Below are 23288 nucleotides of genomic sequence, written 5' to 3'. Positions count from 1 at the left end.
GTGATCTAGTGCGCTGGCATTAAACGACGAACCAAGAAAGTAAGCAGAGGGAGAAAATGCTAATGAGAAAAATTCTATGTGCGACGGCTAGCGGGCTGACGGTGGCTCTGGGTCTTTCCGGAGCGGCCTTGGCCTGTTCGCCCGACTTCAGCGGAGTGACCCTGAAGGTCGGTTCACAGACCGGCCCCTTCATCGCCTCGGCCATGCAGGCCGCGGGCGAGGGCTGGGAGAAGCAGACCTGCGGCAAGGTCGAAGTCGTGGAGTTTCCCTTCGGTGAACTCTATCCGAAATACCTGACTGCCATGGTGGCGGGTGAGGCGGCCTTCGACGTCATCACCTTCGCGCCGGCCTGGACGCCGGACTTCGCGCCCTATCTCTCGGAGATGCCAGAGAAGATCCGCACCACCGCGGAGTGGGAGGACATCGCACCGGTGTACCGCGACCGCTTGATGGTGTGGAACGGCAAGCATCTGTCCCAGACCATCGACGGCGACCTGCACACGCTCTCCTACCGTCTCGACCTCTTCAACGACCCGAAGGAGCAGGCGGCCTTCAAGGCCAAGTACGGCTATGACCTGGCGGCGCCGACGACCTGGGATCAGTACTACGACATCGCCGAGTTCTTCACCCGGCCGGAAGACAAGCTCTGGGGCACGGCGGAGGCCTTCCGCCGCGGCGGCCAGCAGTTCTGGTTCTTCTTCACCCATGCCGCCAGCTACACCAACAACCCCAACAACCCGGGCAGCATGTTCTTCGATCCGGAGACCATGGACGCCCAGGTCAACAACGAAGGCTGGGTGAAGGCGCTGGAGGACTACATCCGCTCGGTCGGCTATGCGCCGCCGGGTGCCCTCAACTTCACCTCCGGTGATATCCGCACGGTCTTTGCCGGCGGCCAGGTGGCGATGAACTTCGACTGGGGTGACACCGGCACCATCTCCTCAGACAAGGCGCAGAGCCAGATCGCCGGTTCGGTGGGCTCCGCCCTGACGCCGGGCTCCACACGCATCTGGAACCACAAGACCAACGCCTGGGACGAGTTCGATGAGCCGGTCCATTCGCCCTTCATGGCCTATGGCGGCTGGCAGGCGGCGGTGCCGCAGTCCGGCAATAACATCGATGCCTCCTGGCACTATGTCGAGTGGGCCTCGAACCCGGACAACTCCGGCCAGGCGGCGGTGACCGGCGGATCGGGTGTCAATCCCTACCGCTTCTCCCACTTCACCAACCTGGACCGCTGGCTGAAAACCTTCTCGCCCGAGGAGGCCAAGATGTATCTGGCGGCCCAGCGCGGCAGCCTGGAGGCGCCGAACGTGGCCCTGGACATGCGTCTGCCCGGCTACTTCAGCTACACCGAGGAGTTGGAGATCGAGCTTTCCAAGGCGCTCGTCGGTGATGTCGAGCCGAAAGCGGCCCTCGACGCCATTGCTGCCAAGTGGAATGCCCTGACCGACGAGTTCGGTCGTGAGGAGCAACTCGCGGCTTACCGCTCGTCCATGGGCCTGCCGCCGCTCAAGTAAGGCGGTCAGAGGTCGGGGGTGCCGTGGCATCCCCGACCTCTCTCCTTTAGCGATTGAGACTATCTGACAATGGCGCGTGTTGAGCTGAAAGGTGTCAGCAAGGCCTTCGACGAGGTGACCGTCATTCCGGCCCTCGACCTGGAGATTGCCGATACCGAATTCGTCGTCCTGGTGGGCCCTTCGGGCTGCGGCAAGACCACCACCCTGCGGATGATCGCGGGATTGGAGGGGGCTTCCGGTGGGACCATCACCATCGGCGGGCGGGAGGTCACGGACCTGCGCCCGGGCCTGCGCAACTGCGCCATGGTGTTTCAGAACTATGCCCTCTATCCGCACATGACCGTGGCCGACAACATCGGCTACGGCATGAAGGTGCGCGGGATGCCGAAGCCAGAGATCGCCACGCGCATCGGCGAGGCGGCGCGGATCCTGGGGCTGGAGCCCTATCTGGACCGGCGGCCGAAACAGCTTTCCGGCGGTCAGCGACAGCGCGTCGCCATCGGGCGGGCCATCGTGCGCCAGCCCGACGTCTTTCTGTTCGACGAACCGCTGTCCAATCTCGATGCCAAGCTGCGCATCGAGATGCGCACCGAGATCAAGAACCTGCACCGGCGTCTGAACAGCACCATGGTCTATGTCACCCACGATCAGGTGGAGGCCATGACCATGGCGGACCGCGTGGTGGTGATGAACGAAGGCCGCATCGAGCAGGCCGCCGATCCCATCACACTCTACGAGAACCCCGCGAACACCTTTGTGGCGGCCTTCATCGGTGCGCCCTCCATGAACTTCGTTCCGGCGACAGTGGTGGGCAGCGACGGTGGCCTCGCGTTGCGCCTGAACGACGGTAGCGAACTTGCCATCCCGCAGGACCGATGGCAGCGCTATGGTGCCGCCAAGGACCGGCCGGTGACCTTCGGCCTGCGCCCGGAGCACAACAGTGGTGGCGGGGCCGGAGAGGCCGTGATCACGCTGATCACCAGGGCCATCGAGCCCCTCGGGCCCCACACCCTGATCATCGGGGAGGCCGCGGGCCACGGCTATACCGCCCAGGTGGATTCCCATTTTCCGGCGGCGCCGGACGCGCAGGTTTCGATCTCCCTGGACATGACCAACATGCACCTCTTCGACCCCGACAGCGGCCGGGCGCTCTAGCCGATGGCCGGTCTGGCGACACGCCGCCTGGGGAAATCCGGCCTGCAGGTGACGGAGATCGGCTTCGGCACCGCGCCCCTGGGGAACCTCTACGAGAAGATCGAAGACCGGGACGCGGCGGCGACCATCGAAGCGGCCTGGGATGCCGGCCTGAACTTCATCGATACCGCCCCTTTCTACGGCTATGGCCTCGCCGAGCAGCGGGTCGGCGAATTCCTGCGCAACCAGCCGCGGGACTCCTTTGTGCTGTCGACCAAGATCGGCCGGCTGATCAAACCCCACGACCCTGCCCATGAGTGGCCGGGCGTGTTCAAGGGCGCGCTGCCCTTCAAGCCGGTCTTCGATTACAGCTACGACGGTGTGATGCGCTCCTTCGAGGACTCGCTGCAGCGTATGGGGCTGCACCGCATCGACGTGCTGCTGATCCACGATCTGGACAAGGACTCCATCGGCTCGGAGGAGGAACTGGCGGCCCATCGCCGGGCGCTGTTCAGCGGCGCCAAGGGCGGAGGCTACGCCGCCCTGGACGAACTGCGCCGCAACGGCGATGTCGGCGGTATCGGCGCGGGCCTCAACCTTTGGGAGGTGGCGGAGAGCCTGATCCATGAGGGCGATTTCGACTGCTTCCTGATCGCCGGGCGCTACACTCTGCTGGAGCAGGAAGTGCTGGACAGCTTCCTGCCGCTCTGTGTCGAAAGAGACATCGGTATCTTCCTCGGCGGTCCTTACAACAGCGGCATTCTGGCCAGCGGGCCGGTGCCGGGGGCAATGTACAACTATGAACCTGCCCCGCCGGAGATCCTGGAGCGGGTGCGCCGGATCGAGGCGGTGTGCAAGGCCCATGATGTACCCTTGGCGAGCGCTGCCTTGCGCTTTCCCCTGGGCCATCCGGCGGTGGCCGCCATCATTCCCGGGGCGCGGCGGCCCGACGAGGTGACGCGCAACCTCGCCACCTTCGCCCAGGAAATCCCCGCAGCCCTCTGGAGCGATCTGAAGAACGAGGGTTTCCTCCGCCAGGACGCGCCGTCGCCCGCCTGAACCCAGCCGCAGCATTCGACAGGAACGCCGTCATGATCGTCGACAGCCATGTGCACTTCTGGCAGATCGCCCGGGGCGACTACGACTGGATGACGGGCCCCGGCACCGAGGGCCTGGCGCCGATCAAGCGGGACTTCGGCGCCACCGACCTCAGGCCGCTGATCCGGGACGCGGGGGTCGACCGCGTCATACTGGTGCAGGCCGCCGCCACCGTTGCCGAGAGCGCGTTTCTGCTGCAGCAGGCCGAGGCGACCCCCGAGGTGGCGGGGGTCGTCGGATGGGTGGCCATGGACACGCCGCAGGCGGCGGCGGATTTGGAGCGGCTGGCGGCCAATCCCCTGTTCAAGGGCGTGCGGCCCATGATCCACGATATTCCCGATACCGACTGGATGCTGCAGCCCAGCCTGAACGACGCCTTCCGGGCCATTCAGGAACGTGACCTGGCCTTCGACTGCCTTGTGCGCCCGGCCCATCTGGCAAATCTTTTGATATTGCTGAGGCGCCATCCCGACCTGCGTGCCGTCATCTGCCACGGCGCCAAACCGGAGATCGCGGCCGGCGCCTTCGACGATTGGGCCGAGGCGATGGCCCGCCTCGCGAAGGAGACCGGCGCTTTCTGCAAGCTCTCCGGCCTGATCACCGAGGCGGGGGCGGACTGGTCTGTGGACGGCCTGCGCCCCTATGTGGACCATCTGCTTGCCGTCTTCGGCCCCGAACGGCTGATCTGGGGCAGTGACTGGCCGGTTCTGAGCCTCACCGCCGGCTACGGCGACTGGTGGCAGGCGGTGGGCACCCTCCTGGCGGGCCTCACCGAGGCGCAGAAGGCGCAGGTGCTCGGAGACAACGCCTGCCGGGTCTACCGAATCCAGTAGTCACGCATTTGCGATTGGGCGTCGCTGTTCAAGCCCCCTTTGCTTCGCTACCATCGGCCAAAGCGCAACCAGACAAGGAGCCTTTTGGCAGGATGACAAGAGCGGCTTCGCTTTCCAGAACCATCGCCTGTGCCTTCGTTTTGACCGCGGTCTCGGTGCTGATGACCGAGCCGGCCTCCGCAGCCTGTAATGCCAAACCGGGAGTCGGGGTCGACTGGACGAAATGCGAGAAGCGCCGGCTCAACCTCAGCGGCACCAATCTCAGCAAGGGAATCTTCAAGTCCACCGACTTCGGGCGCACCGATCTCAAGGACGCAACTCTGACCGATGCAGACCTCAGGGAGGCCAATGTCTCCAATGCCCGGCTCGCCGGGGCCGACCTGAACGGGGCCAAGATGGAGAAGATCCACGGCTCCCGGGCGAACTTTCAGGAGGCGCAGATGAAGGGCGCGGACCTGACGAAGGCCGAGATGTCGCGCAGCGACTTCTCCGGGGCGGACTTCTCCGGCGCCGTCATGATCAAGGCGGAACTCGGGCGCTCCGTCCTTGCTGGTGCCATTCTCGACGGTGCGGACCTGACCCGTGCGGAGATTGCCCGCTCCGACTTCGAGGGCGCCAGTCTCGACGGCACGAATCTGAGCCAGGCCTACACCTATCTTACCCGCTTCGAGGGCACCGATCTGTCGCGGACGACGGGCCTGGTCCAGCAGCAGGTCGATGCGGCCTGCGGCGATGCGGACACGGTGCTGCCGGCCGGGCTGCAGCGGCCCGCGTCCTGGCCCTGTCCGGAGGACTGATGCGCGCCGCCGCGGCAAGAGTCCCCGAACCTCGAAGGTTTGAGCAGCGATGACCGAGATTGCGACCTATCCCAGCCTGAAGGACCGTGTCGTCTTCGTTTCCGGCGGCGGCAGCGGCATCGGCGCCGCCATCGTCGAGCATTTCTGCCGCCAGGGCGCGAAGGTGGGCTTCGTCGACGTGGCGGCGGACTGTTCGCAGGATCTGGTCGCGAAGATGGAGGCCGACGGCCACGCAAAGCCGCACTTCGTCACCTGCGATCTGCGGGACATCGAGGCGCTGCGTGCCGCCATCGGGTCGGTGCGCGAGGCCCTGGGGCCGATCACTGTGCTGATCAACAACGCCGCCAACGACCAGCGCCATGACATCGATACCGTGACGCCGGAGTTCTGGGACGACCGCATCGCCGTCAACCTGAAGCATCAGTTCTTCGCCGCCCAGGCGGTCTATCCCGACATGGAGGCCGCCGGCGGCGGCGCCATCGTCAACATCGGCTCTGTTTCCTGGATGGTCGGGCAGGGGGGCATGCCCTGCTACACCACCGCCAAGTCGGCGATCGCCGGCCTGACCCGCGCTCTGGCGCGCGACCTCGGGCCTAAGAACATCCGCGTCAACTGCGTGGTTCCGGGCTGGATCATGACCCAGCGTCAGATCGATCTCTGGCTGACGCCGGAGGCTGAAGCCGACCTGATGCAGCGCCAGTGTCTGAAACGCAAGTTGGTGCCCGACGACATCGCCAAGGCGGTGCTGTTCTTCGCATCGGACGATGCCAGCGCCTTCACCAACCAGAGTTACGTGGCCGACGGCGGCTGGGTCTGAACGCGAAGACCGCCACGCTTGGCATGGCGGTCTTTTGAGGGTCAGGTTGTGGGAGGCTGCCGCCGCAGGCGCCGCTCATCCGCGGATGGCAGCCCCCCGCCTGAAGACAAGGGGGCGGGCCCTTGCCTCAGCTTGTCCTTCTTGGGTCGTCACCTGCGCCACTCAGTTCACGCTCTCCCGCGCACCGGGCAGGGCGGCCTGTTGCGCCTTGTAGGCGGCGATCTTCGCCTTCAGTTCCCGATACTCCTCGCAGCCGAAGAAACAGAGGGCGTCGAGTTCGCGCAGCTCTGCCTCGGCCTTTTCCAGTTCGTCGATGCTGAGATAGAGCTCGCCGAGATACGCGTGGGCGCCGCGATGCTTGGGGTCGAGGAAGAGGGCGCGCTGGTAGTGCACCAGGGCTTCATCAAACTTTCCGAGCTTGCGGTTGGAGAAACCGAGATAGTTGAAGACGTCCGCGTTCTTCGGCTGGCGTTCGGCCAGCTTGGACAGCAGCGTGATGGCGCCCTGATAGTCGCCGGCCTCGATGCGCTTCTCGGCAAGGACGTAGTCCTGGTCCGCCGCGGTAGTGGTCTTGTTGCTGCTCCAGCCGGCCGCCTCCGCCGGTGCCGTGGCAACCGCGAGCATCCCCGTCAACGCGACCGCGCCCAGGAGTGCGGTCAGTTTGGTCGCCAGACGGCGGCTACGGCTTTCGGTTGTGGCGTCCATGCTCTGCCTCTCATCCGCCGGGGCGCCCTGAGGTCCGGCTGCCTGTTGGTTCTGCCTCTACCTACGCAGCCAGCCGGCGAGGGGTTTCAGGAAAATGAGACCCAGAAAATGAGACCCGGAAAATGAGACCGGCTTAAGCCCGGGCAACAGCCGCCATCAGATCGTGCGAAGACGATGGTTCCGAGCGCTTTTTTCGGATTAGCTGACGCCGGCGGCGCTGTCCGCGCGACCGAACGCGGTCCAAGGGCGAACAATCTATGGGGCCAAGGTCCCGATTTTCTTGGATTTTTGTTATCTTTCTTCTTCTTCTGCGCTAAAAGGGCAGTTCAAGGACAGGAAAGAAAACAGTTTGCGGCCCCTTCCGCGAGGGGCGCCGCAGAATGTTATTGCGCCTCGTGAAACCGCGGGGCGATCTCGGCATCGCACCGGCGGACGCGACCCCGGGGAAACAGGCCGGCGAAACAGGAAGGATCGATGCTCAGGAGCCCATTCGAGACCCCACAAGAACGTGTCGATACTTCTCCGCCGGTTGCCGATGAGGTCAAGCAGACCACCTGCTACATGTGCGCCTGCCGCTGTGGCATCAACGTCTATCTCAAGGACGGCAAGATCCGCTATCTCGAAGGCAATGCGGACCACCCCGTCAACAAGGGCGTCCTCTGCGCCAAGGGTTCCGCCGGCATCATGCAGCACACCTCGCCGGCGCGCCTCTCCAAGCCGCTGCTGAGGGTCGGCGAGCGCGGGCGCGGCGAGTTCAAGGAGATCGAATGGGAAGAAGCGCTGGCCCTGGCCGTCGATTGGCTGGGGACGGTGCGGCGCAAGGACCCGCGCAAACTCGCCTTCTTCACCGGCCGCGATCAGAGCCAGTCGCTGACCGGCTGGTGGGCGGCACAGTTCGGCACGCCCAACTTCGCCGCCCACGGCGGCTTCTGCTCCGTCAACATGGCCGCCGCCGGGCTCTACACCATCGGCGGCTCGTTCTGGGAGTTCGGCGAGCCGGACTGGGAGCACACCCGCTACTTCATGATGTTCGGCGTTGCCGAGGATCACGACTCGAACCCCATCAAGGCGGGGCTGGGCCGGCTGAAGACCCTGGGCCAGGCGAAGTTCGTCTCCATCAATCCGGTCAAGACCGGCTATTCGGCCATCGCCGACGAGTGGATCGGCCTGCGCCCCGGCACCGACGGCCTTTTCGTCATGGCCCTGATCCACGAGCTGCTGCGCGCGGAGAAGGTCGATTGGGCGTTCCTGGGCCGCTACACCAACGCCACTTGGCTGGTGATCGACGATCCCGGCGCCGAGGACGACGGGCTCTTCGTGCGCAACAGCGAAGGCGCCGCGCTCTGCTGGGACGCGAAGCGCGGGGCCGCTGTGCCGGCCAGCGACGTCTCCGCCCAGGCGGCCGTCGTCGGCCGCTGCGTCCTGCCCGATGGCCGTGGCGCCGTGCCCTCCTTCGAGCTGCTGGCGCGGCGCTATCTCGATCCGGACTACGCACCGGAAGCGGTGGCCGAGCGGGTCGACATCGCCGCCGACACCATAAAGCGTATCGCCGCGGAGCTGGCGGAAGCAGCCTTCGAGAAAGAGGTGGTGCTCGACATCCCCTGGACCGACTGGGCCGGGCGCCGCCACGACAAGATGGTGGGGCGGCCGGTCTCCATGCACGCCATGCGCGGCATCTCGGCCCATTCCAACGGCTTTCATACCTGCCGGGCCATCCACCTGCTGCAGGTGCTGCTGGGCTCCATCGATTGCCCCGGCGGCTTCGGCTACAAGGCGCCGTTCCCAAAGCTGATCCCGCCGGGCCCGACGCCGGCCGGCAAGGAGGTGGCGCCGGAACGTCCCATCGCCGGCATGCCGCTGGGCTTTCCGCTCGGCCCCGACGATCTTCTGGTCGACGAAGCGGGCGAGCCCCTGCGCATCGACAAGGCCTATAGCTGGGACTTTCCGCTGGCCGCCCACGGCCTGATGCACATGGTGATTCACAACGCCTGGGCTGGCGATCCCTATCCGGTCGACGTGCTGATGATGTACATGGCGAACATGGGGTGGAACTCCTCCATGAACGTCCAGGGCACACTCGGCTACCTGACGGACAAGGACCCGGTAACCGGCGACTACAAGATCCCCAAGGTCATCTACTCCGATGCTTATTATTCGGAGATGGTGCCCTACGCGGACCTGGTGCTGCCCGACACCACCTACCTGGAGCGCTGGGATTGCATCTCCCTGCTGGACCGGCCGATCAGCTCGGCCCACGGGCCCGGCGATGCGATCCGCCAGCCGGTCTGCAAGCCCGACCGCGACGTGCGTCCCTTCCAGGATGTGCTGATCGATCTGGGCGGGCGGCTGGGCCTGCCGGGCTTTACCGAAGAGGACGGCAGCGCGAGGTATCCCGGCGGCTATCCCGACTACATCGCCAATCACGAGCGCTCCCCCGGGATCGGGCCGCTGGCCGGCTGGCGAGGAGCGGAAGGAACCCAGCAGGGCACCGGCACCCCGAACCCCGATCAGCTTCAGCGCTACATCGAGAACGGCTGCTTCTGGAGCCACAAGCTCGAACCCTCGCAGCTCTATTTCAAGCACTCCAACCAGAGCTACCTGGCCTACGCCAAGAAGATGGGCTGGATCCCGGTGGAAGAGCCCATCACCATGCAGCTATACAGCGAGATCCTGCAGAAGTTCCGGCTCGCGGCGCGCGGCCATGGGGCGGTCCAGCCGCCGGAGAGTGAGCGCGCGCGCATCGAGGCTTACTTCGATCCGCTGCCGATCTGGTATCCGCCCTTCGAGGAGGCCGCGGTCGCCGATGACGGCTATGACCTGCACGCCATCACCCAGCGGCCCATGCATATGTATCATTCCTGGGGTTCGCAGAACGCCTGGCTACGGCAGATCACGGCGCGCAACCGGCTGTTCGTGCATCCAGAGACCGCAAAGCGCCACGGCATCGAGGACGAGGACTGGGTCTGGGTGATCAGCCACCACGGCCGGGTGAAGGGCCAGGTGCGTCTGATGCACGGCGTCAATCCGAACACGGTCTGGACCTGGAATGCTATCGGCAAGCGGCGCGGCGCCTGGGCACTGGACCAGGACGCGCCGGAGAGCAACCGCGGCTTTCTGTTGAACCACATCATCTCGGAACTCTTGCCGGCGCGCGAAGGCGGGACGCGCTACTCCAACTCCGACCCGGTGACGGGGCAGGCGGCCTGGTATGACTTGCGGGTGCGCCTGGAGCGCTGCGAGCCGGCGGCCGAGGCCCTGACCGAGCCGTTTATGGAACCGGTGAAACCCCTGCCGTCGACGGCGGCCGGCTCACCACCCGTGCTGCGCTACGGCGCGGACCTGAAGAGCCCTACTGTCCCGCAGTCCGACGATCATCTGCCGGCGAAGGAGTGGATCGGCAACCGCCACGAGGTCTCCCGTACGGTCGACGGCGTGGCCGACGGCCGCGGAAACCAGACAGCGGGGACAGGAGGCTCGGAACGCTCCGCCAAGGGGGTGGCATGACCTCTCTTCCGGCCAATCCCGGCGCGACCAAGCTCGGCCTGGTCATCGACCTGGACATCTGCGTCGGCTGCCATGCCTGCGCGGTCAACTGCAAGGAATGGAACACCGGCGGCCATTCGGCGCCGCTGACGGACACGGACCCCTACGGCAGCGATCCGACCGGTGTGTGGTTTAACCGCATCCACACCTTCGAAGTGGTCAATGACGAGGGCGACAGCCGCACCGTCCACTTTCCGAAGTCCTGCCTGCACTGCGAGGACGCGCCCTGCGTCACCGTCTGTCCCACCGGTGCGTCCTACAAACGCGAGGAAGACGGCATCGTCCTGGTGAATGCCGAGGCCTGCATCGGCTGCAAGCTCTGTTCCTGGGCCTGCCCCTACGGCGCGCGTGAGTACGACGAGGACGCGGGCGTAATGAAAAAGTGCACGCTTTGCGTCGACAAGATCTATAACGAGAACCTGCCGGAGCGCAGCCGGGTGCCGGCCTGCGTTTCCACCTGCCCGGCCGGGGCGCGGCATTTCGGTGACCTCGGCGACCCGACCTCCGAGGTCTCCCTGCTGGTGGCCGCGCGGGAGGGCTATGCCCTGATGCCGGAGCAGGGCTGCGCGCCGGTCAACCGCTATCTGCCACCGCGTCCCAAGGCGGCTGACCAAAGCGAGACCCAGGCAGCACCGCTGTCGCCGGTGGAGACAGGCGAGGATTCGGCGGGACTCCTGGCCCGCTGGGTCGACCGTCTCTTGACCCGCTGAGGGAGGCGAGGGGAGAGGCGTGCATCCTGCAAAGTCGGTCATTCTCTTTACCACCGCATCGGGCGCGGGCTATGGCCTGATCGCCTGGCTCGGCATTCTCGGCGCGCTGGGTCTGCTGCCCGCGGACCTGGGTCTGGGGCTCCTCGCCTTCGCCCTCGGGTTCGGCCTCATCGTCCTGGGGCTCCTTTCTTCGACCTTCCACCTCGGCCATCCGGAGCGCGCCTGGCGGGCGCTCAGCCAGTGGCGCTCCTCCTGGCTGTCGCGCGAAGGCGTGGCGGCGGTGGCGACCTTCGTGCCGGCAGGGCTCTTCGCTCTCTGCTGGGTTGTCTTCGGGCGCAACGAGGGACTGGCCGGGCTGCTCGGCCTGCTGGCCAGCCTGAGCTGTCTGGTGACCGTGGCCTGCACGGCCATGATCTATGCATCGCTGAAGACCATCAGGGCCTGGCACTCGCGCTGGACCCTGCCGGGCTACATGGTGATGGCGATGGCCTCCGGCGGACTGCTGCTGCAGGCGCTGCTGCTGGCCTGGCGGCTGCCCATCGGCACCGTCTTTGCCTGGCTGGTCATGCTGCTCCTCGGTCTCTCGCTTGCCGTCAAGCTGCTCTACTGGCGTGCCTTGGCGGCGGATGACGGCGGCAGCACCGCCGAGTCGGCCACCGGCCTGGGGCAACTGGGCCAGGTGCGGCTGCTCGAGGCCCCGCATAGCGAAAGCAATTACCTGATGCAGGAGATGGGTTTCCGCGTGGCGCGCAAGCACGCCGAGACCCTGCGCCGTTTCGCCATCATCGGCGGCTTTGGTGCGCCCTTGCTGTTAACCCTGTTGAGCCTTGTTCTGCCGGGTGGTTTCGGGCTCGCCGTGACCCTCTTGGCGGTCGCGCTGCTGGCCGCCGGACTCGGTGTGGAACGGTGGCTGTTCTTTGCCGAAGCAAAACACGTGGTCACTCTTTACTACGGAGAAGACCGCGTCTAGCAGACGACAATTTGGGCCGCTAACACGAACTGTTGAAACGATTTTGTTGCGACGCACCATCCACGGAAGATAAGCTACGCCACCTTGAATCGGTCCTAGACGCGGGGCCACTCGAAAGCCGACTTGATGAACATTTATCTGCCCATCGCAGAGATATCTGTGAATGTCTTTTTGCTGCTGGGCATGGGTGGCGGTGTCGGTTTTCTCTCGGGCCTCTTCGGTGTCGGCGGCGGCTTTCTGATGACCCCGCTGCTGATCTTCATCGGCGTCACCCCGGCGGTGGCGGTGGCCACCGAGGCCAATCAGATCATGGCCGCTTCGGTCTCCGGCGTGCTGGCACACTGGCGCCGCGGCAACGTCGATTTCAAGATGGGCGGAGTGCTGCTGTTCGGCGGTGCCCTGGGGTCGGTCTCCGGCGTCTGGCTGTTCACCCTGCTGCGCGGCCTGGGCCAATTGGACCTGGTGATCTCGCTCTGCTACGTCATCCTGCTCGGGGTCGTCGGCATCCTGATGCTGGTCGAGAGCACCCGCGCCCTTTTTCGCATGCGCCGGCAGGCCGACGTCCGCCGCAAGCTGCATCAGCATCACTGGATGCACGGGCTGCCGTTCAAGATGCGGTTCCGCAAGTCGAAGCTCTACATCTCGGCGTTGCTGCCGGTCATGATCGGCTTCATCGTCGGCATCCTGGCGGCCATCATGGGTGTCGGCGGCGGCTTCATCATGGTGCCGGCAATGATCTACCTCCTCGGGATGCCGACCTCAGTGGTCGTGGGAACCTCGCTGTTTCAGATCATCTTCGTCACCGGCACGGTGACCTTCCTGCAGGCCACTCAGAACCAGACCGTCGATGCGATTCTCGCACTGATCCTGCTCACCGGCGGGGTGATCGGAGCCCAAGTCGGCACCCGTGTGGGCACCCGCCTGCGCGGAGAGCATCTCCGCAGCCTGCTGGCGCTCCTGGTCCTGGCGGTTTGCGGCAAGCTGGCCTATGACCTGATCGTCACCCCCAGCGATCTCTTCATCATCGGCGCGAGCGGGGGGCATTGAGATGAGGCTGGCGCCGGTCCTTCTCTCCCTGGCGATCGCAGTCCTGGCCTTGCCGACGGCCGCCCAGAACCCGCTGGTCGCCGATCTCTCCGAGCATCAGATCCAGATCACCACCGGCTTCACCGGCACTGACGTGCTGCTGTTCGGGACGGTGGATGAGGAGAGCGATGTGGTGGTGGTCGTGCGCGGACCCACACAGCAAACGACGGTCTGGCGCAAGGGGCGCTTTGCCGGGATCTGGGTCAACGACCAGCGCGTCGTCTTCGACGACGTGCCGAGCTTCTTTGCCGTGCGCAGTAGTTCCCCTCTGGAGGAGATCACCAGCGATACCATCCGCGCGCGCCACGGGATGGGGGCGAACTTCCTGCGCCTGCGTACGGCCGACAAGAGTATTACGAGCGTGGAACTGGCGGAGTTTAGGGCGGGGCTCATCCGCAACAAGCGGCGCCTCGGGCTCTTCGCCGCGGAGGACGAGCGGATCAACTTTCTCGGCGGGCAACTGTTCCGGACCCGCTTGTTCTTTCCGGCCAATGTTCCCACCGGCTTCTATGATGTCGAGGTCTTCATGATCCGCGACGGCCGCGTGGCCCATGCCCAGACGACGCCGCTGATCGTCAGCAAGGCGGGGCTCGGCGCCGACGTCTTCTTCTTCGCCCACCGCTACTCTGCCTTCTACGGCATTCTGGCGATCATCCTGGCCGCCGCTGCCGGGGCCCTGGCGGCCTTCGTCTTCCGCAAGAACTAGGCGAGACCGAGACGGCCCTCCGGAGGCGCTACCGTCTCGCGGTGACCGGTCCTTCGCCCAAGCGCACCGGCCCCTCGTCCATGGCGCGCCATGCAAGGGCGTGCAAGCTGGTCATGCTCTGGGCGTCGGACAGCAGGTCGCATCGCTCCGCGTCGCTCAGGCTGGTGATGCCACGTTCCTGGAGGCGAGCCACCAGGGCGTCGAGACGCAGCCGTTCGCTCTTGGCTCTCGGTTCGCGGGAGAGCAGCGTCAGGTGCAGGGCATTGGCGAAGGGGTCAGCGATGGACCGCTCGAACAGCGATCCTTCGGCACCGCCCTCTCGGTCTCCTGACGCGATCTTTTCGATGCGCCGCTGCAGATCGCGTAGAACGCGCGGCGGATCGCTCTCGCAGGGTGTGACGAACAGACCCCAGGCACGCAGTTGGCGGCCGAGATCGCCCCGGCTTGTCAGTCGCGACAGCGGGATGGCCAGCAGGGGGCCGGCCAGCACGGGGGTGAGCCAGGGGAAGAAGTCCGGCATATAAGTGAAACTCAACCAGCCCGCTGTCAGCGCTAGGAGCGTATGGCCAAGGTGTGCGGCCGTCGCCTCCGGCCAGGAGGTTTCGCCGTCGTCACGCTGCTGGCTTGCCCAGCGCACTGAGCGGCCGGCGAGGATTGAAAGGACGAAGCGCGCCTGAAACAGCATCAGGATGGGCGCCAACAGAACCGAGAACAGACTTTCGAGCAGCAGACTGAGCCCCGCTTTGAGGCCGCCGCCGTGAGCCGCTAACCGCCCTTCGTCCAGGAAGAGGGCGACGTAGCCGAAAAGCTTCGGCAGAGTGAGGATCGAGAGCGTGATGGTGAGTAGGGTCGCCGCTTCGAAGGCGTAGGAGACCGGCCAGTTCGGAAAGAGGTTCCCCTCGATGAAGTAGCTGTGCTCCGTGCGCGAGCGGCGCAGGGCCTCCAACGCCGATAGGACCAGTAGCAGAAGCCAGAAGACGGAGGAGAGGTAGGACATGACCCCCATGGCGAGGTGCAGGCGCCCCAGGGGGCGCAGCCCTTCGGCGAAGAGAACGCGCAGGTGCTGGAGATTGCCCTGGCACCAGCGGCGGTCGCGCTTGGCATGGTCGATCAGGGTCGGCGGCGGCTCCTCGAAGCTGCCGGCAAGGTCGTCGGCCAGCCAGACCTCCCAGCCGGCGCGCCCGAGCAGGGCCGCCTCGACGAAGTCGTGGCTGAGGATCTCCCCGCCGAAGGGCTCGCGTCCGCCGAGCCGCGGCAGTCCGCAGTGAGCCATGAAGGGGGCGAGGCGGATGATGGCGTTGTGGCCCCAGTAGTTCGCCCCGCCCTCGAACCAGTAGCTGAGGCCCGTCGCGTAGACCGGCCCGTAGACGCTGGCGGCAAACTGCTGGCTGCGGGCAAAGAGGGACTCGCGCAGCACCGGCGTCGGCGGCACCTGGATCAGGCCGACCTGCGGGTTCAGATCCATGCGTTGGATCAGCGTCGCCAGACAGTGGCCGGACATGATGCTGTCGGCATCCAGCACGACCATATAGTCGTAGAGATAGCCCCAGGACTGGCAGAAGTCGGCGATGTTGCCGCTCTTGCGGGCATGGTTCTTCGGGCGGTGGCGGTAGTAGACGGAGAAGGTCCCGGCGAACTGCCGGTTCAGGCGGCTCCAGGCGAGTTCCTCCGCCAGCCAGATCTCCGGGTCCGTGCTGTCGCTCAGGATGAAGAGGTCGCAGGAGGCCCGCCGATCGCTCTCCGCCAGGGATTCAAGGATGGCCTGCAGCCCGGCCAGAACACGCTGCGGGTTCTCATTGTAGATCGGCATGACGAGGGCCGTGCGCGACTCAGCCTGCCTCGCCTGCGTTAAGGCCCGGCGATCGTCGGAGACATCGCGCAGGGCCTGGCCCCGGCGGCCCATCAGGTGCAGCGCAAAGCCCAGGGCGGCGGTCCAGAAAGCCGTGGTGATCCAGGCGAAGAGCAGGCCGAAGAGACCGAGGATGCCGAGCTCCAGGACGGAGAATCCTTCGGCTGCCAGGATGGTTCCGAGGACCAGCAGGGCAGCGGTGGTGGAGGCCGCCACCAGCAGCGCAAAGACAATGCGGCGAAGGCGTGGCCGGCGCGGTGTGGCGGTCATTGCTATGCCTCAGGGCAGCAGCGCCACAGCGAGGCAGCAGAGGGCGACCACCAGCGTTTGCGCCTGCCGCCAGGATTGCGGGACCGCGAGCCGCGGCAGCTTCGGGCGCCAGATCGAGAGGTCCTGCGCGGGCATGGCGCGGCGCATGGACGGCGGCGTACCCCAGTCGCATGGTTCGGCCAAGGGACCGCGGCCCTCCGCCGAACTCGCAAGGTCCGGAGCGAGACCCTGCACAACGCGGCCATGACAGGCCGGCAGCATTTCGGCGGCTTCGGAAATTCCATGGTGCCCTGCGAGCACGGCGTCACAGGCGTCGATAACCGCGCGCCAATCAATGCCTGCCGCCGTGGTGCCGCCGTCCTTGAGGCGAAGAGAGACTTCCGAGACGAGACGATGGCGTTCGGCCACCTCGGCGACGCCAGCCGCCAAGAGGTAACGGTCGATCCCGGCAAGCAGGCGGGCCTGCCGCAGGACTTCATCGCGGCCGGTTTCTGCCTCTTGGCTCTGATGGTCGGCCTGCATCAACTGCGCTTCCACAGATAGCTCCAGGTCTCTGTCAGCACGTGTTCGTGATTCCGGAGAAAGGCGCGGAGTTCGATCGCCTCGTTCTCACCCGGGTCCAGTTCGAAGAGGGCGAACCAGGACCCCGTCTCTTCGTTCTTGCGGCAGTCTGCGTCCTGCACGGTTCCCGCAGAGGCGCTGACCACCAGTTCGACATGACTTTCGTCCGTCATCGGTCCCAGGGGGCCGCCCCCGAATTCCAGGGCGAAGCGCCGCCGCGGCTCCTGGCTGCCGGCTCCTTCCCGGGTGGCGAGGGCGCGGCCGGTGTCGGGGAAGTCGGGATAGCGATCGGCAAACCTCAGGCGATACGCCAAAGACCACTCTTGCCCCGGCTCGGTTTGCGTTTCCGGGATCCAGAACAGGGCAATGTTGTCGTAGCGTTCGGCGTCGCTGGGGATCTCGATGAGCTGGACGACGCCCTTTCCCCAATCCTCCGCTGGCTCGATCCAGGCGCTGGGGCGTCGCTCGTACTGCAGGTCGAGGTCCTGATAGTGGCGGCTGTCGCGGTCGCGCTGCAGCAGACCGAAACCCCTGGGGCTCTCGCTTTGGAAGGAGCTGACCTGCAGCTTGTCGCGGTTGGTCAGGGGGCGCCAGATCCACTCGCCTTCCCGGGAGGCGATCAGCAGCCCATCGGAATCGTGCACTTCGGGACGCAGGTCATCCGGCGGCCGTGTCGAATTCTCGCCGTAGAGAAACATGGAGGTCAGCGGCGCGATGCCGAACTTCTCCACGGCACGCCGCATGAAGAGGCTGGCCCGGACCTGCATCTGTGATTCGGTCCCGGGGGTCAGCGTGAAGTGATAGGCGCCGGCGACGCTGACACTGTCCATCAAGGCGTAGATATCGATCGACGGCGCAGCAGGATCGGGCTTTCGGATCCAGAACTCCTTGAAGGCGGGAAACTCCTCCTTCTTCGCAAGGCCTGTGTCGATGGCCAGGCCCCGGGCCGAGAGCCCGTAATGCTGATCGGCCCCCAGGACACGGAAATAGCTGGCACCCAGGAACACGGCCACCTCGTCGAAACGGTCGCTTTGGTTCAGAGGGTGAAGAAGGCGAAAGCCCGCGAACCCCAGGTCGTCCGGCACCTCGCCGATGTCGCTTTGGCTGTAGTCGAACAGCGCCGGGCTGTAGGGCAGTGCGGCGATATGGTGGGAGTCGAAGAGGTTGATCTTCACAGCCCCGCGGAAATAGGAGCCGCGATGAAAGAGCTGTAGCTGGAAGGGCAGGCCGTCGCTTTGCCAGATCGAGGCCTCAGGGCGAAAACGGATCGCGCGGTATTGCGGCGGTGAAAGTTCTGCCAGCTTGCTCGGCAGAGGCGGGGCCTGCGGTGGCACATAGGGCTTCGCCGCGAGCTCCAGGGCTCTCGCCCGCAGCATCGTGAAACTGAAGGCCTGAGGGGTGTCCCCCTCCGCCCACTGGCCTGCCGCGACGGCGGCGGCTGAAGAAAGACCGGTATGCGCCGATAGCAGGCCGCCTGCACTTACACCGGCAAGGAAAGTTCGCCGATCAATCTTCTGTCCTGGCACGCTTTCCTCTCACATCCAAGGGGCTCTTATGTCCAAGGGATCCTGGCGCAGGCGTACACTCACCCGTTGCCGCGGGCACGAGAGCCCGCAAACCGATCCGGATCAGACACCTTTTCTTATCGCCCGCTGCGCGCCGGGCTCTACCTACCTGAGACCTGCCAACCCCGGGTCCTATTCCCGTGGTTGATAGGTGCCACTCAAAGTCACGTCGCTATGGTTTTGAAATGTCGGCCATAGTAGCCGGACTGCATCGATAGATCGGATTTAAACGGCGGCTCCGGCAGCACGGAAGAGTCAAGGAAGAGTCATCGCCCCGGGAAGATCCCCAGGGCGACGGCACGCTCACCTATCGCCAATCGCTGATCGAGATGTCTGTTTGCCGAGCCTCGTAGGGTTCCCTTTCCTTCAGGTCCTCCTCGGTGAGCTTGCGGGTTCTCAGGAGACGGGCTTGAGGATCGTATTCGATCTCTCGCCAGTCGATCGCAACGTCCTTGGTCCCGATGCCGAGGAATCCACCCTGCGACACAAGCACCAGGCGGAGCCGTGAGGTCCGCTTGTCGAGAATCACGTCGGCCACTTCGCCGAGCAGCGCGTTCTCGCGATCCCAGAGGCTCATTCCTTGGATCTCCCGGGCGGTGGTCACATCGGCGGTGAGCTTGCTGATGTCCTCCGCCGTGCTCGGCGCGGCCGGTTGTTCCTGTGCCGCCGCGAGGCTTGGATGGAGGAGGAGCGAAAGCAAGCAGCAGCCGAGGAGACCGGCAATTCGAGAAGAGATGAGGCGCACGAATCCTCCTTGCCCGGCAAGTCTCAGTGAGAGAGGCCCTCACAGGTCAAGACTGCGAGGCGAAGCGATTATTCCCGACAGGTTTCGCTGCGCCGGTTCAGAAGTCGTAGATCAGCGAGGCTCTGGTCGTGGTGTCGAGCTTCTCCGTGTCGGCGGGGACGGGGCTGCGATAGTTCGCCGTGAAAGAGAACTTTCCGGCGAGGCTCTCTATGATCTTCAATGTCAGACTCGCTTCGTTCTCCACCTCGCTTCGCTCGCTGTCGAGACGAATCTCGGTTTCGTTGGCCAAGGTCGCTGTATCCGAGACCTGCCAGGCGACGTCGTTGTTGACGCGGGCGCCCGGCGTCGTCTCGCTGCGGTCTTTGTCTTCGCGGCGAAAGACGCGCAGGCTCGGGCCGGCTGCCAGGGTCCAGGTCATCGACACGCCTGCGATCAGCTTGACGCCGAGCCCTGCCGAAGAGGTGATCTCGTAGTCGAAGCCACTGAAGCGGTCGTTCTGAAAGTGAGTCAGGCCGAAGAGAAAGCTGCGCTCCGTCAGCTCGTAGTTGATCTCGTACTCGGCCTCTAAGGATTGGGCTTCGGTGTCGCTCCTGGTGCGAAGGTAATCGAGCGCGGCGCTGGCCTTGTGCGTCCAGGGGGCCTCCTCGTAAGTCAACTCAGCCCCGGCAGAAATGCCGAGGTTCTCAGTGTTTCCGCTGCGCGCGACGCCGCCGAGCTCGAGGCTTCCGTACCAGGGGACCGGATCCGGTGCCTCATCCGGCGGGGCCTCGACGAGGGCAGGGGAGAGGGCATGCTGACCGCGCTGCGGGGCCCGCGGCGCGCCTTCAAGGGGCGTTTCCGGAGGACCCTGTCCTCTCAGCGGAGGATCGAAAAGCGCTGCGAGAAGCAGCTCGGCCGCCCAGTCGGGGCGAAGTTCGATGGCGTGCAGAAGGATCGGCAGCTTGTGTTGCGGTGCTGTGGCGATGGCATTGCGCAGTGTCTGCCTGAAGTGATCGATCTCCGCAGCCGTTGCGGCGGCCGCAATCGCTCTGCGAAGGTCTTCCGGCATGTTGGCTTGCGACGCCTTCGCCGGCATGGCGGAGACGCTCAGTCCGGTGAGAAGCAGCAGCGCGATCGTTTGGCTTTGCAGAGACCGCAACATGAGGGACGACTATAGAAGCGAGGCCTCGCGCGATGCTGTGTCGCCTTTGTGTTGGCCGCACCTCGTCGTCTCGTCGAAGATCTTCGATCGCCGGCTTTGGTGTCCCTCGGCGAACGCTGTTGCCATCGACATACCGTCGCGCTGCATGATCGCCTATGAAGCAACACTACGATCCTCATCTTCGTGTCGGTACAGGCGGTGGCGACTCGAAACCGGATCAGGTGCATCGTCGCCGACGACGTTGCTAGCGCTGTATTCGTCATCGCTGTTTGTCATAGATCGAGCAGCGCAAGCAGGCTTGACAAGATCACCGCCGCAACTTGCCCATTCACTTCATCACCGCGCGTCAAGTTTTTTGCAGGCTGTAGCTTCGATGTTGTCTGTCTTTTCTTGTCACTGCTTGAGCAAAGAGGCACAATTCGCCGCGCGGGGTGGCATCACCGGATTCGTTCTGACGTTAGGGGAATAGACAATTGGCAACTACCAAGACTGCTAGGAAGCCGGCTGCGAAGAAGAAGTCGCCGGCGAAACGTGCGGCCGCCAAGAAGGCGACTGCGAAGAAGACCGCGAAGAAGGCTGCGCGCAAGACCACGGCGCGCAAGACCACCGCAAAGAGGAAGGTAGCTAAGAAGAAGGTAGCCAAGAAGACGGCTGCCCGTAGGCCCGCGGCCAAGAAGAAGGCCGCGAAGAAAAAGGCAGTCAAGAAGTCTGCCGCTCGCAAGCCCGCGGCGAAGAAGAAAGTCGCGAAGAAAAAAGCGGCAAAGAAGAAGCCTGCCGCTCGCAAGACTGTGCGCAAAGCCGCGGCCAAGAAGAAGCCTGCGGCCAGAAAGAAAGCTGCGAAAAAGTCAGCGAAATCATAACCTTACAACCTCGCGCCGAGACGGCGGTCCGCCGCCTCCGCTCACCAAGCCAGTAAGAGTTATGGTCATGGACGGCGATCCCAGAAAGTGGGATCCCCGTTTCCTTTTGCAATGATCACCGTGATGCAACGCGCCCTGCGTTGATACTGTTCCCTGTCGCGGGACGGCTGCGCGCAGCGCCGCGTGAGGCCCTCTGACAGAGAGGCTTCGCCGGCGTCAGTTTCCGTTGTCGTAGGGTTCGCGTCCGAAGATCGATATCGCGTCGTGCAGATCTTCGACGACCCGCTCGACCGACTCTTCACCCTCGGCAATGATCTCGTCGGCACGGTCGAATTCGAAGAGACCGACGTTGCCCAGACGCGGGGTGATGTGAACGTCGGGCGGCTCACCGGCGAGTCGCGAACGGGAGATTCGGTCTTGGACGATTCCCAGAGCCGAGATCATGACCCCGAACATGCTCGGGTGACTCGGCTCGCGCCGGAAGATGCGATTGGCGAGTGCGCTGATTCTCGATTTCGGCGCGGCGCCATCGCTGCCTTGCAGTTCGCTCAAGAGATCGAAACCGGCCACCGTTGGAATTGCCGCGCCGGCGCGTCGTTCCTTGCCGATGATATCGGCGTTGAGATTGACCGCGATCACCATCTGCGCACCGAGCGCGCGGCAGACGGAAACCGGAACGGGATTGACCAGAGCACCGTCGACGAGCCAGCGCTGTTCGTGCTGCATGGGCTCGAAGATGCCAGGCAACGAAAACGACATGCGCATCGCATCCACCAAGTCGCCCTTGCGCAACCAGACCTCGTGGCCGGTAACCAGATCCGTGGCGACGGAAACGAAGGGCGTGGTCAGATCTTCGATCCTGGTTTCACCCAGATCGCGGCGCATGGCATCGGTGAGATGTCGGCCGCCGAGCATGCCGCCGTTGCGCACCCGGAAATCGAGATAAGAGATCATGCGCACTTTGGAAAGAGAGCGCGCCCAGGCCTCCAGGGCATCGGCCTTGCCGGCCAGGTGGATCCCGCCGACGACGGCACCGATGGAGGTCCCCGCGACCACGTCCGGTTCGATGCCGTAGCGGTTGAGAGCGCGGAGCACGCCCAGATGCGCCCAGCCGCGTGCGACGCCGCTACCGAGCGCAAGGCCGATCTTCGGTCGCCACTGCGGTTCGCTCATCCGGGGCTCGCTCCCCTGGGAGTCGCTTATCTGGTCCATGGCTCATCATATGGGATGGGCGATTAACCAATACATAATCACCCTACCGCGAGGACCGCGCGAGGTAGAAGAGGCGCAAGGCGAGGCAAGGGCGGTACTCCCAATGTCCCGGCAACGTTGGATTTTTTCAATCTCACCTTGACATAACGATATCTTTATATCTTTATTATAGCATCTTGATGCCGAGCGTCGCGAGAACCGGGGAAGGGTGAATGGAACACCTGCTGGCCGCCATGAAAGCCGCCGCCGAGCCGACCCGGCTCAGGTTGCTTGTGCTCTGTGCGCACGGCGACCTGACGGTCTCCGACCTGGTGCAGATTCTCGGACAGAGCCAGCCCCGCATTTCACGTCATTTGAAGCTGCTGACCGAAGCCGGTTTGCTGGACCGCAATCGGGAAGGCACCTGGGTCTACTACCGGCTGTCACAGCAGTCGGCCTCTGCAGGATTGGCTCAGACCCTCGTCGATTCAGTACCTGGCCAAGACCCGACGGTGGTGCGCGATCTCGGCAGGCTTGAGGCCATCATGAAAGACCGTGCCCAGCGCGCCGAAGATTACTTTCAGCGGGTGGCGGCGCGCTGGGACGAGATTCGTGCGCTCTATGTGCAAGACAACAAAGTCGAAGCATTGCTGCGCCAGCTCATTGCCCGCGAGAAGGTGTCTGATCTGCTCGACGTCGGCACCGGTACAGGCCGGGTGTTGGAGGTCTTGGCCGGCGAGGTGGAGCGGGCTGTCGGTATCGACCTTTCCCCGGACATGCTGATGATTGCCCGTTCGAAGTTGGAACGGGCAAGGCTGCGGAACTGCGTCGTGCGCAAGGGCGACATGTATCACCTGCCGGCCGCAGCCGGCAGCTTTGATGCCGTAACCATCCATCAGGTCCTGCATTACGCGGAGCGCCCGGGTCAGGCCATCGAAGAGGCGGCCAGGGTGCTGCGCCCCGGCGGTCGTTTGTTCATCGTCGATTTCCAGGCCCATGCCCTCGACTTCCTGCGCGACGAACACGAACACCGCTGGCTCGGCTTCGATGAGAAGAGCATCCGGGCCTGGGTGAAGGCGGCCGGATTGCAGCCGGCGGAGAGCCGGCAGCTTCAGGGAGACCCTCTGACGATTACCATCTGGTCGGCGCGCCGCGGCGGCGCGCAGGACCGGGCGACAGCGGCTTAG

20 protein-coding genes are annotated in these 23288 nt (G+C 64.9%); 13 read left to right on the top strand and 7 right to left on the bottom strand.

Features of this window, described 5'->3' with window-relative positions; all coding sequences use genetic code 11:
• Positions 1-62 precede the first annotated feature (62 nt).
• The 6 genes from Q0996_RS12325 to Q0996_RS12300 all read left to right on the top strand — a co-directional run bounded on the left by Q0996_RS12325 (position 63) and on the right by Q0996_RS12300 (position 6199).
• On the top strand, positions 63-1520 hold the full coding sequence (locus Q0996_RS12325; RefSeq protein ID WP_299619783.1) for an ABC transporter substrate-binding protein: 1458 nt from the start codon (positions 63-65) through the stop codon (positions 1518-1520).
• A 69-nt stretch (positions 1521-1589) separates the two neighbouring features.
• Positions 1590-2675, top strand: coding sequence for an ABC transporter ATP-binding protein (locus tag Q0996_RS12320; RefSeq protein WP_299619780.1), 1086 nt, complete (start codon positions 1590-1592; stop codon positions 2673-2675).
• A 3-nt stretch (positions 2676-2678) separates the two neighbouring features.
• Positions 2679-3713 (top strand): aldo/keto reductase, encoded by a 1035-nt coding sequence (locus Q0996_RS12315; RefSeq protein WP_299619777.1) that lies wholly within the window; start codon positions 2679-2681, stop codon positions 3711-3713.
• Between the two features lie 32 nt (positions 3714-3745).
• Positions 3746-4585: an amidohydrolase gene (locus Q0996_RS12310; protein WP_299619774.1), complete on the top strand. Its 840-nt coding sequence runs from the start codon at positions 3746-3748 to the stop codon at positions 4583-4585.
• A 92-nt stretch (positions 4586-4677) separates the two neighbouring features.
• Positions 4678-5382, top strand: a complete 705-nt coding sequence (locus Q0996_RS12305) for a pentapeptide repeat-containing protein (RefSeq protein ID WP_299619771.1) — start codon at positions 4678-4680, stop codon at positions 5380-5382.
• A gap of 49 nt (positions 5383-5431) precedes the next feature.
• Positions 5432-6199: an SDR family NAD(P)-dependent oxidoreductase gene (locus Q0996_RS12300; RefSeq protein ID WP_299619768.1), complete on the top strand. Its 768-nt coding sequence runs from the start codon at positions 5432-5434 to the stop codon at positions 6197-6199.
• A gap of 162 nt (positions 6200-6361) precedes the next feature.
• Here Q0996_RS12300 and Q0996_RS12295 read toward each other — a convergent pair whose 3' ends face one another.
• Positions 6362-6904 (bottom strand): M48 family metallopeptidase, encoded by a 543-nt coding sequence (locus Q0996_RS12295; RefSeq protein WP_299619765.1) that lies wholly within the window; start codon positions 6902-6904, stop codon positions 6362-6364.
• A gap of 474 nt (positions 6905-7378) precedes the next feature.
• Here Q0996_RS12295 and Q0996_RS12290 point away from each other — a divergent pair, with 474 nt between their 5' ends.
• The 5 genes from Q0996_RS12290 (at position 7379) to Q0996_RS12270 (ending at position 13919) form a co-directional block, all read left to right on the top strand.
• Positions 7379-10408 carry a molybdopterin oxidoreductase family protein gene (locus Q0996_RS12290; RefSeq protein WP_299619762.1) on the top strand — a complete coding sequence of 1010 codons (3030 nt, stop codon included), beginning with the start codon at positions 7379-7381 and terminating at the stop codon, positions 10406-10408.
• Entirely contained in the window at positions 10405-11157 is a 753-nt protein-coding gene (locus Q0996_RS12285; RefSeq protein WP_299619759.1) for a 4Fe-4S dicluster domain-containing protein, read from the top strand. The genes Q0996_RS12290 and Q0996_RS12285 overlap by 4 nt, the downstream gene beginning before the upstream one ends.
• 19 nt (positions 11158-11176) lie before the next feature.
• Positions 11177-12127, top strand: a complete 951-nt coding sequence (locus Q0996_RS12280) for a DmsC/YnfH family molybdoenzyme membrane anchor subunit (RefSeq protein ID WP_299619756.1) — start codon at positions 11177-11179, stop codon at positions 12125-12127.
• 126 nt (positions 12128-12253) lie between these two features.
• The gene (locus Q0996_RS12275; protein WP_299619754.1) at positions 12254-13174 is read left to right on the top strand and encodes a sulfite exporter TauE/SafE family protein; all 921 of its coding nucleotides are present in this window, start codon (positions 12254-12256) and stop codon (positions 13172-13174) included.
• Between the two features lies 1 nt (position 13175).
• On the top strand, positions 13176-13919 hold the full coding sequence (locus tag Q0996_RS12270; RefSeq protein ID WP_299619751.1) for a TIGR02186 family protein: 744 nt from the start codon (positions 13176-13178) through the stop codon (positions 13917-13919).
• Between the two features lie 28 nt (positions 13920-13947).
• Here Q0996_RS12270 and mdoH read toward each other — a convergent pair whose 3' ends face one another.
• The 5 genes from mdoH to Q0996_RS12245 all read right to left on the bottom strand — a co-directional run bounded on the left by mdoH (position 13948) and on the right by Q0996_RS12245 (position 19984).
• Complete coding sequence (gene mdoH / locus Q0996_RS12265; RefSeq protein ID WP_299619748.1) at positions 13948-16038, bottom strand: glucans biosynthesis glucosyltransferase MdoH; 2091 nt, start codon at positions 16036-16038, stop codon at positions 13948-13950.
• Between the two features lie 9 nt (positions 16039-16047).
• Positions 16048-16575, bottom strand: a complete 528-nt coding sequence (locus tag Q0996_RS12260; protein ID WP_299619745.1) for a hypothetical protein — start codon at positions 16573-16575, stop codon at positions 16048-16050.
• Entirely contained in the window at positions 16560-17975 is a 1416-nt protein-coding gene (locus tag Q0996_RS12255) for a glucan biosynthesis protein (protein WP_299619742.1), read from the bottom strand. Before Q0996_RS12255 ends, Q0996_RS12260 begins: the two co-directional genes overlap by 16 nt.
• Before the next feature lie 496 nt (positions 17976-18471).
• Positions 18472-18909, bottom strand: a complete 438-nt coding sequence (locus tag Q0996_RS12250) for a PRC-barrel domain-containing protein (RefSeq protein ID WP_299619739.1) — start codon at positions 18907-18909, stop codon at positions 18472-18474.
• A gap of 97 nt (positions 18910-19006) precedes the next feature.
• Positions 19007-19984 carry a YdiY family protein gene (locus Q0996_RS12245; protein ID WP_299619735.1) on the bottom strand — a complete coding sequence of 326 codons (978 nt, stop codon included), beginning with the start codon at positions 19982-19984 and terminating at the stop codon, positions 19007-19009.
• 539 nt (positions 19985-20523) lie between these two features.
• Here Q0996_RS12245 and Q0996_RS12240 point away from each other — a divergent pair.
• Positions 20524-20910, top strand: a complete 387-nt coding sequence (locus Q0996_RS12240) for a histone H1-like repetitive region-containing protein (protein WP_299619732.1) — start codon at positions 20524-20526, stop codon at positions 20908-20910.
• Positions 20911-21126: 216 nt separating this feature from the next.
• On the opposite strand, the gene Q0996_RS12235 is transcribed toward Q0996_RS12240, so the two are convergent.
• Complete coding sequence (locus tag Q0996_RS12235) at positions 21127-22083, bottom strand: patatin-like phospholipase family protein (RefSeq protein WP_299619729.1); 957 nt, start codon at positions 22081-22083, stop codon at positions 21127-21129.
• Between the two features lie 272 nt (positions 22084-22355).
• Between Q0996_RS12235 and Q0996_RS12230 the strand changes: the two genes are divergently transcribed.
• Complete coding sequence (locus Q0996_RS12230) at positions 22356-23288, top strand: metalloregulator ArsR/SmtB family transcription factor (protein ID WP_299619726.1); 933 nt, start codon at positions 22356-22358, stop codon at positions 23286-23288.

This window comes from Pelagibius sp., from assembly GCF_028289705.1.
Taxonomy (GTDB): Bacteria; Pseudomonadota; Alphaproteobacteria; order Kiloniellales; family Kiloniellaceae; genus Pelagibius.
Note: the sequence above shows the minus strand (reverse complement) of the source record. Positions and strands in the feature narration are given on the sequence as shown.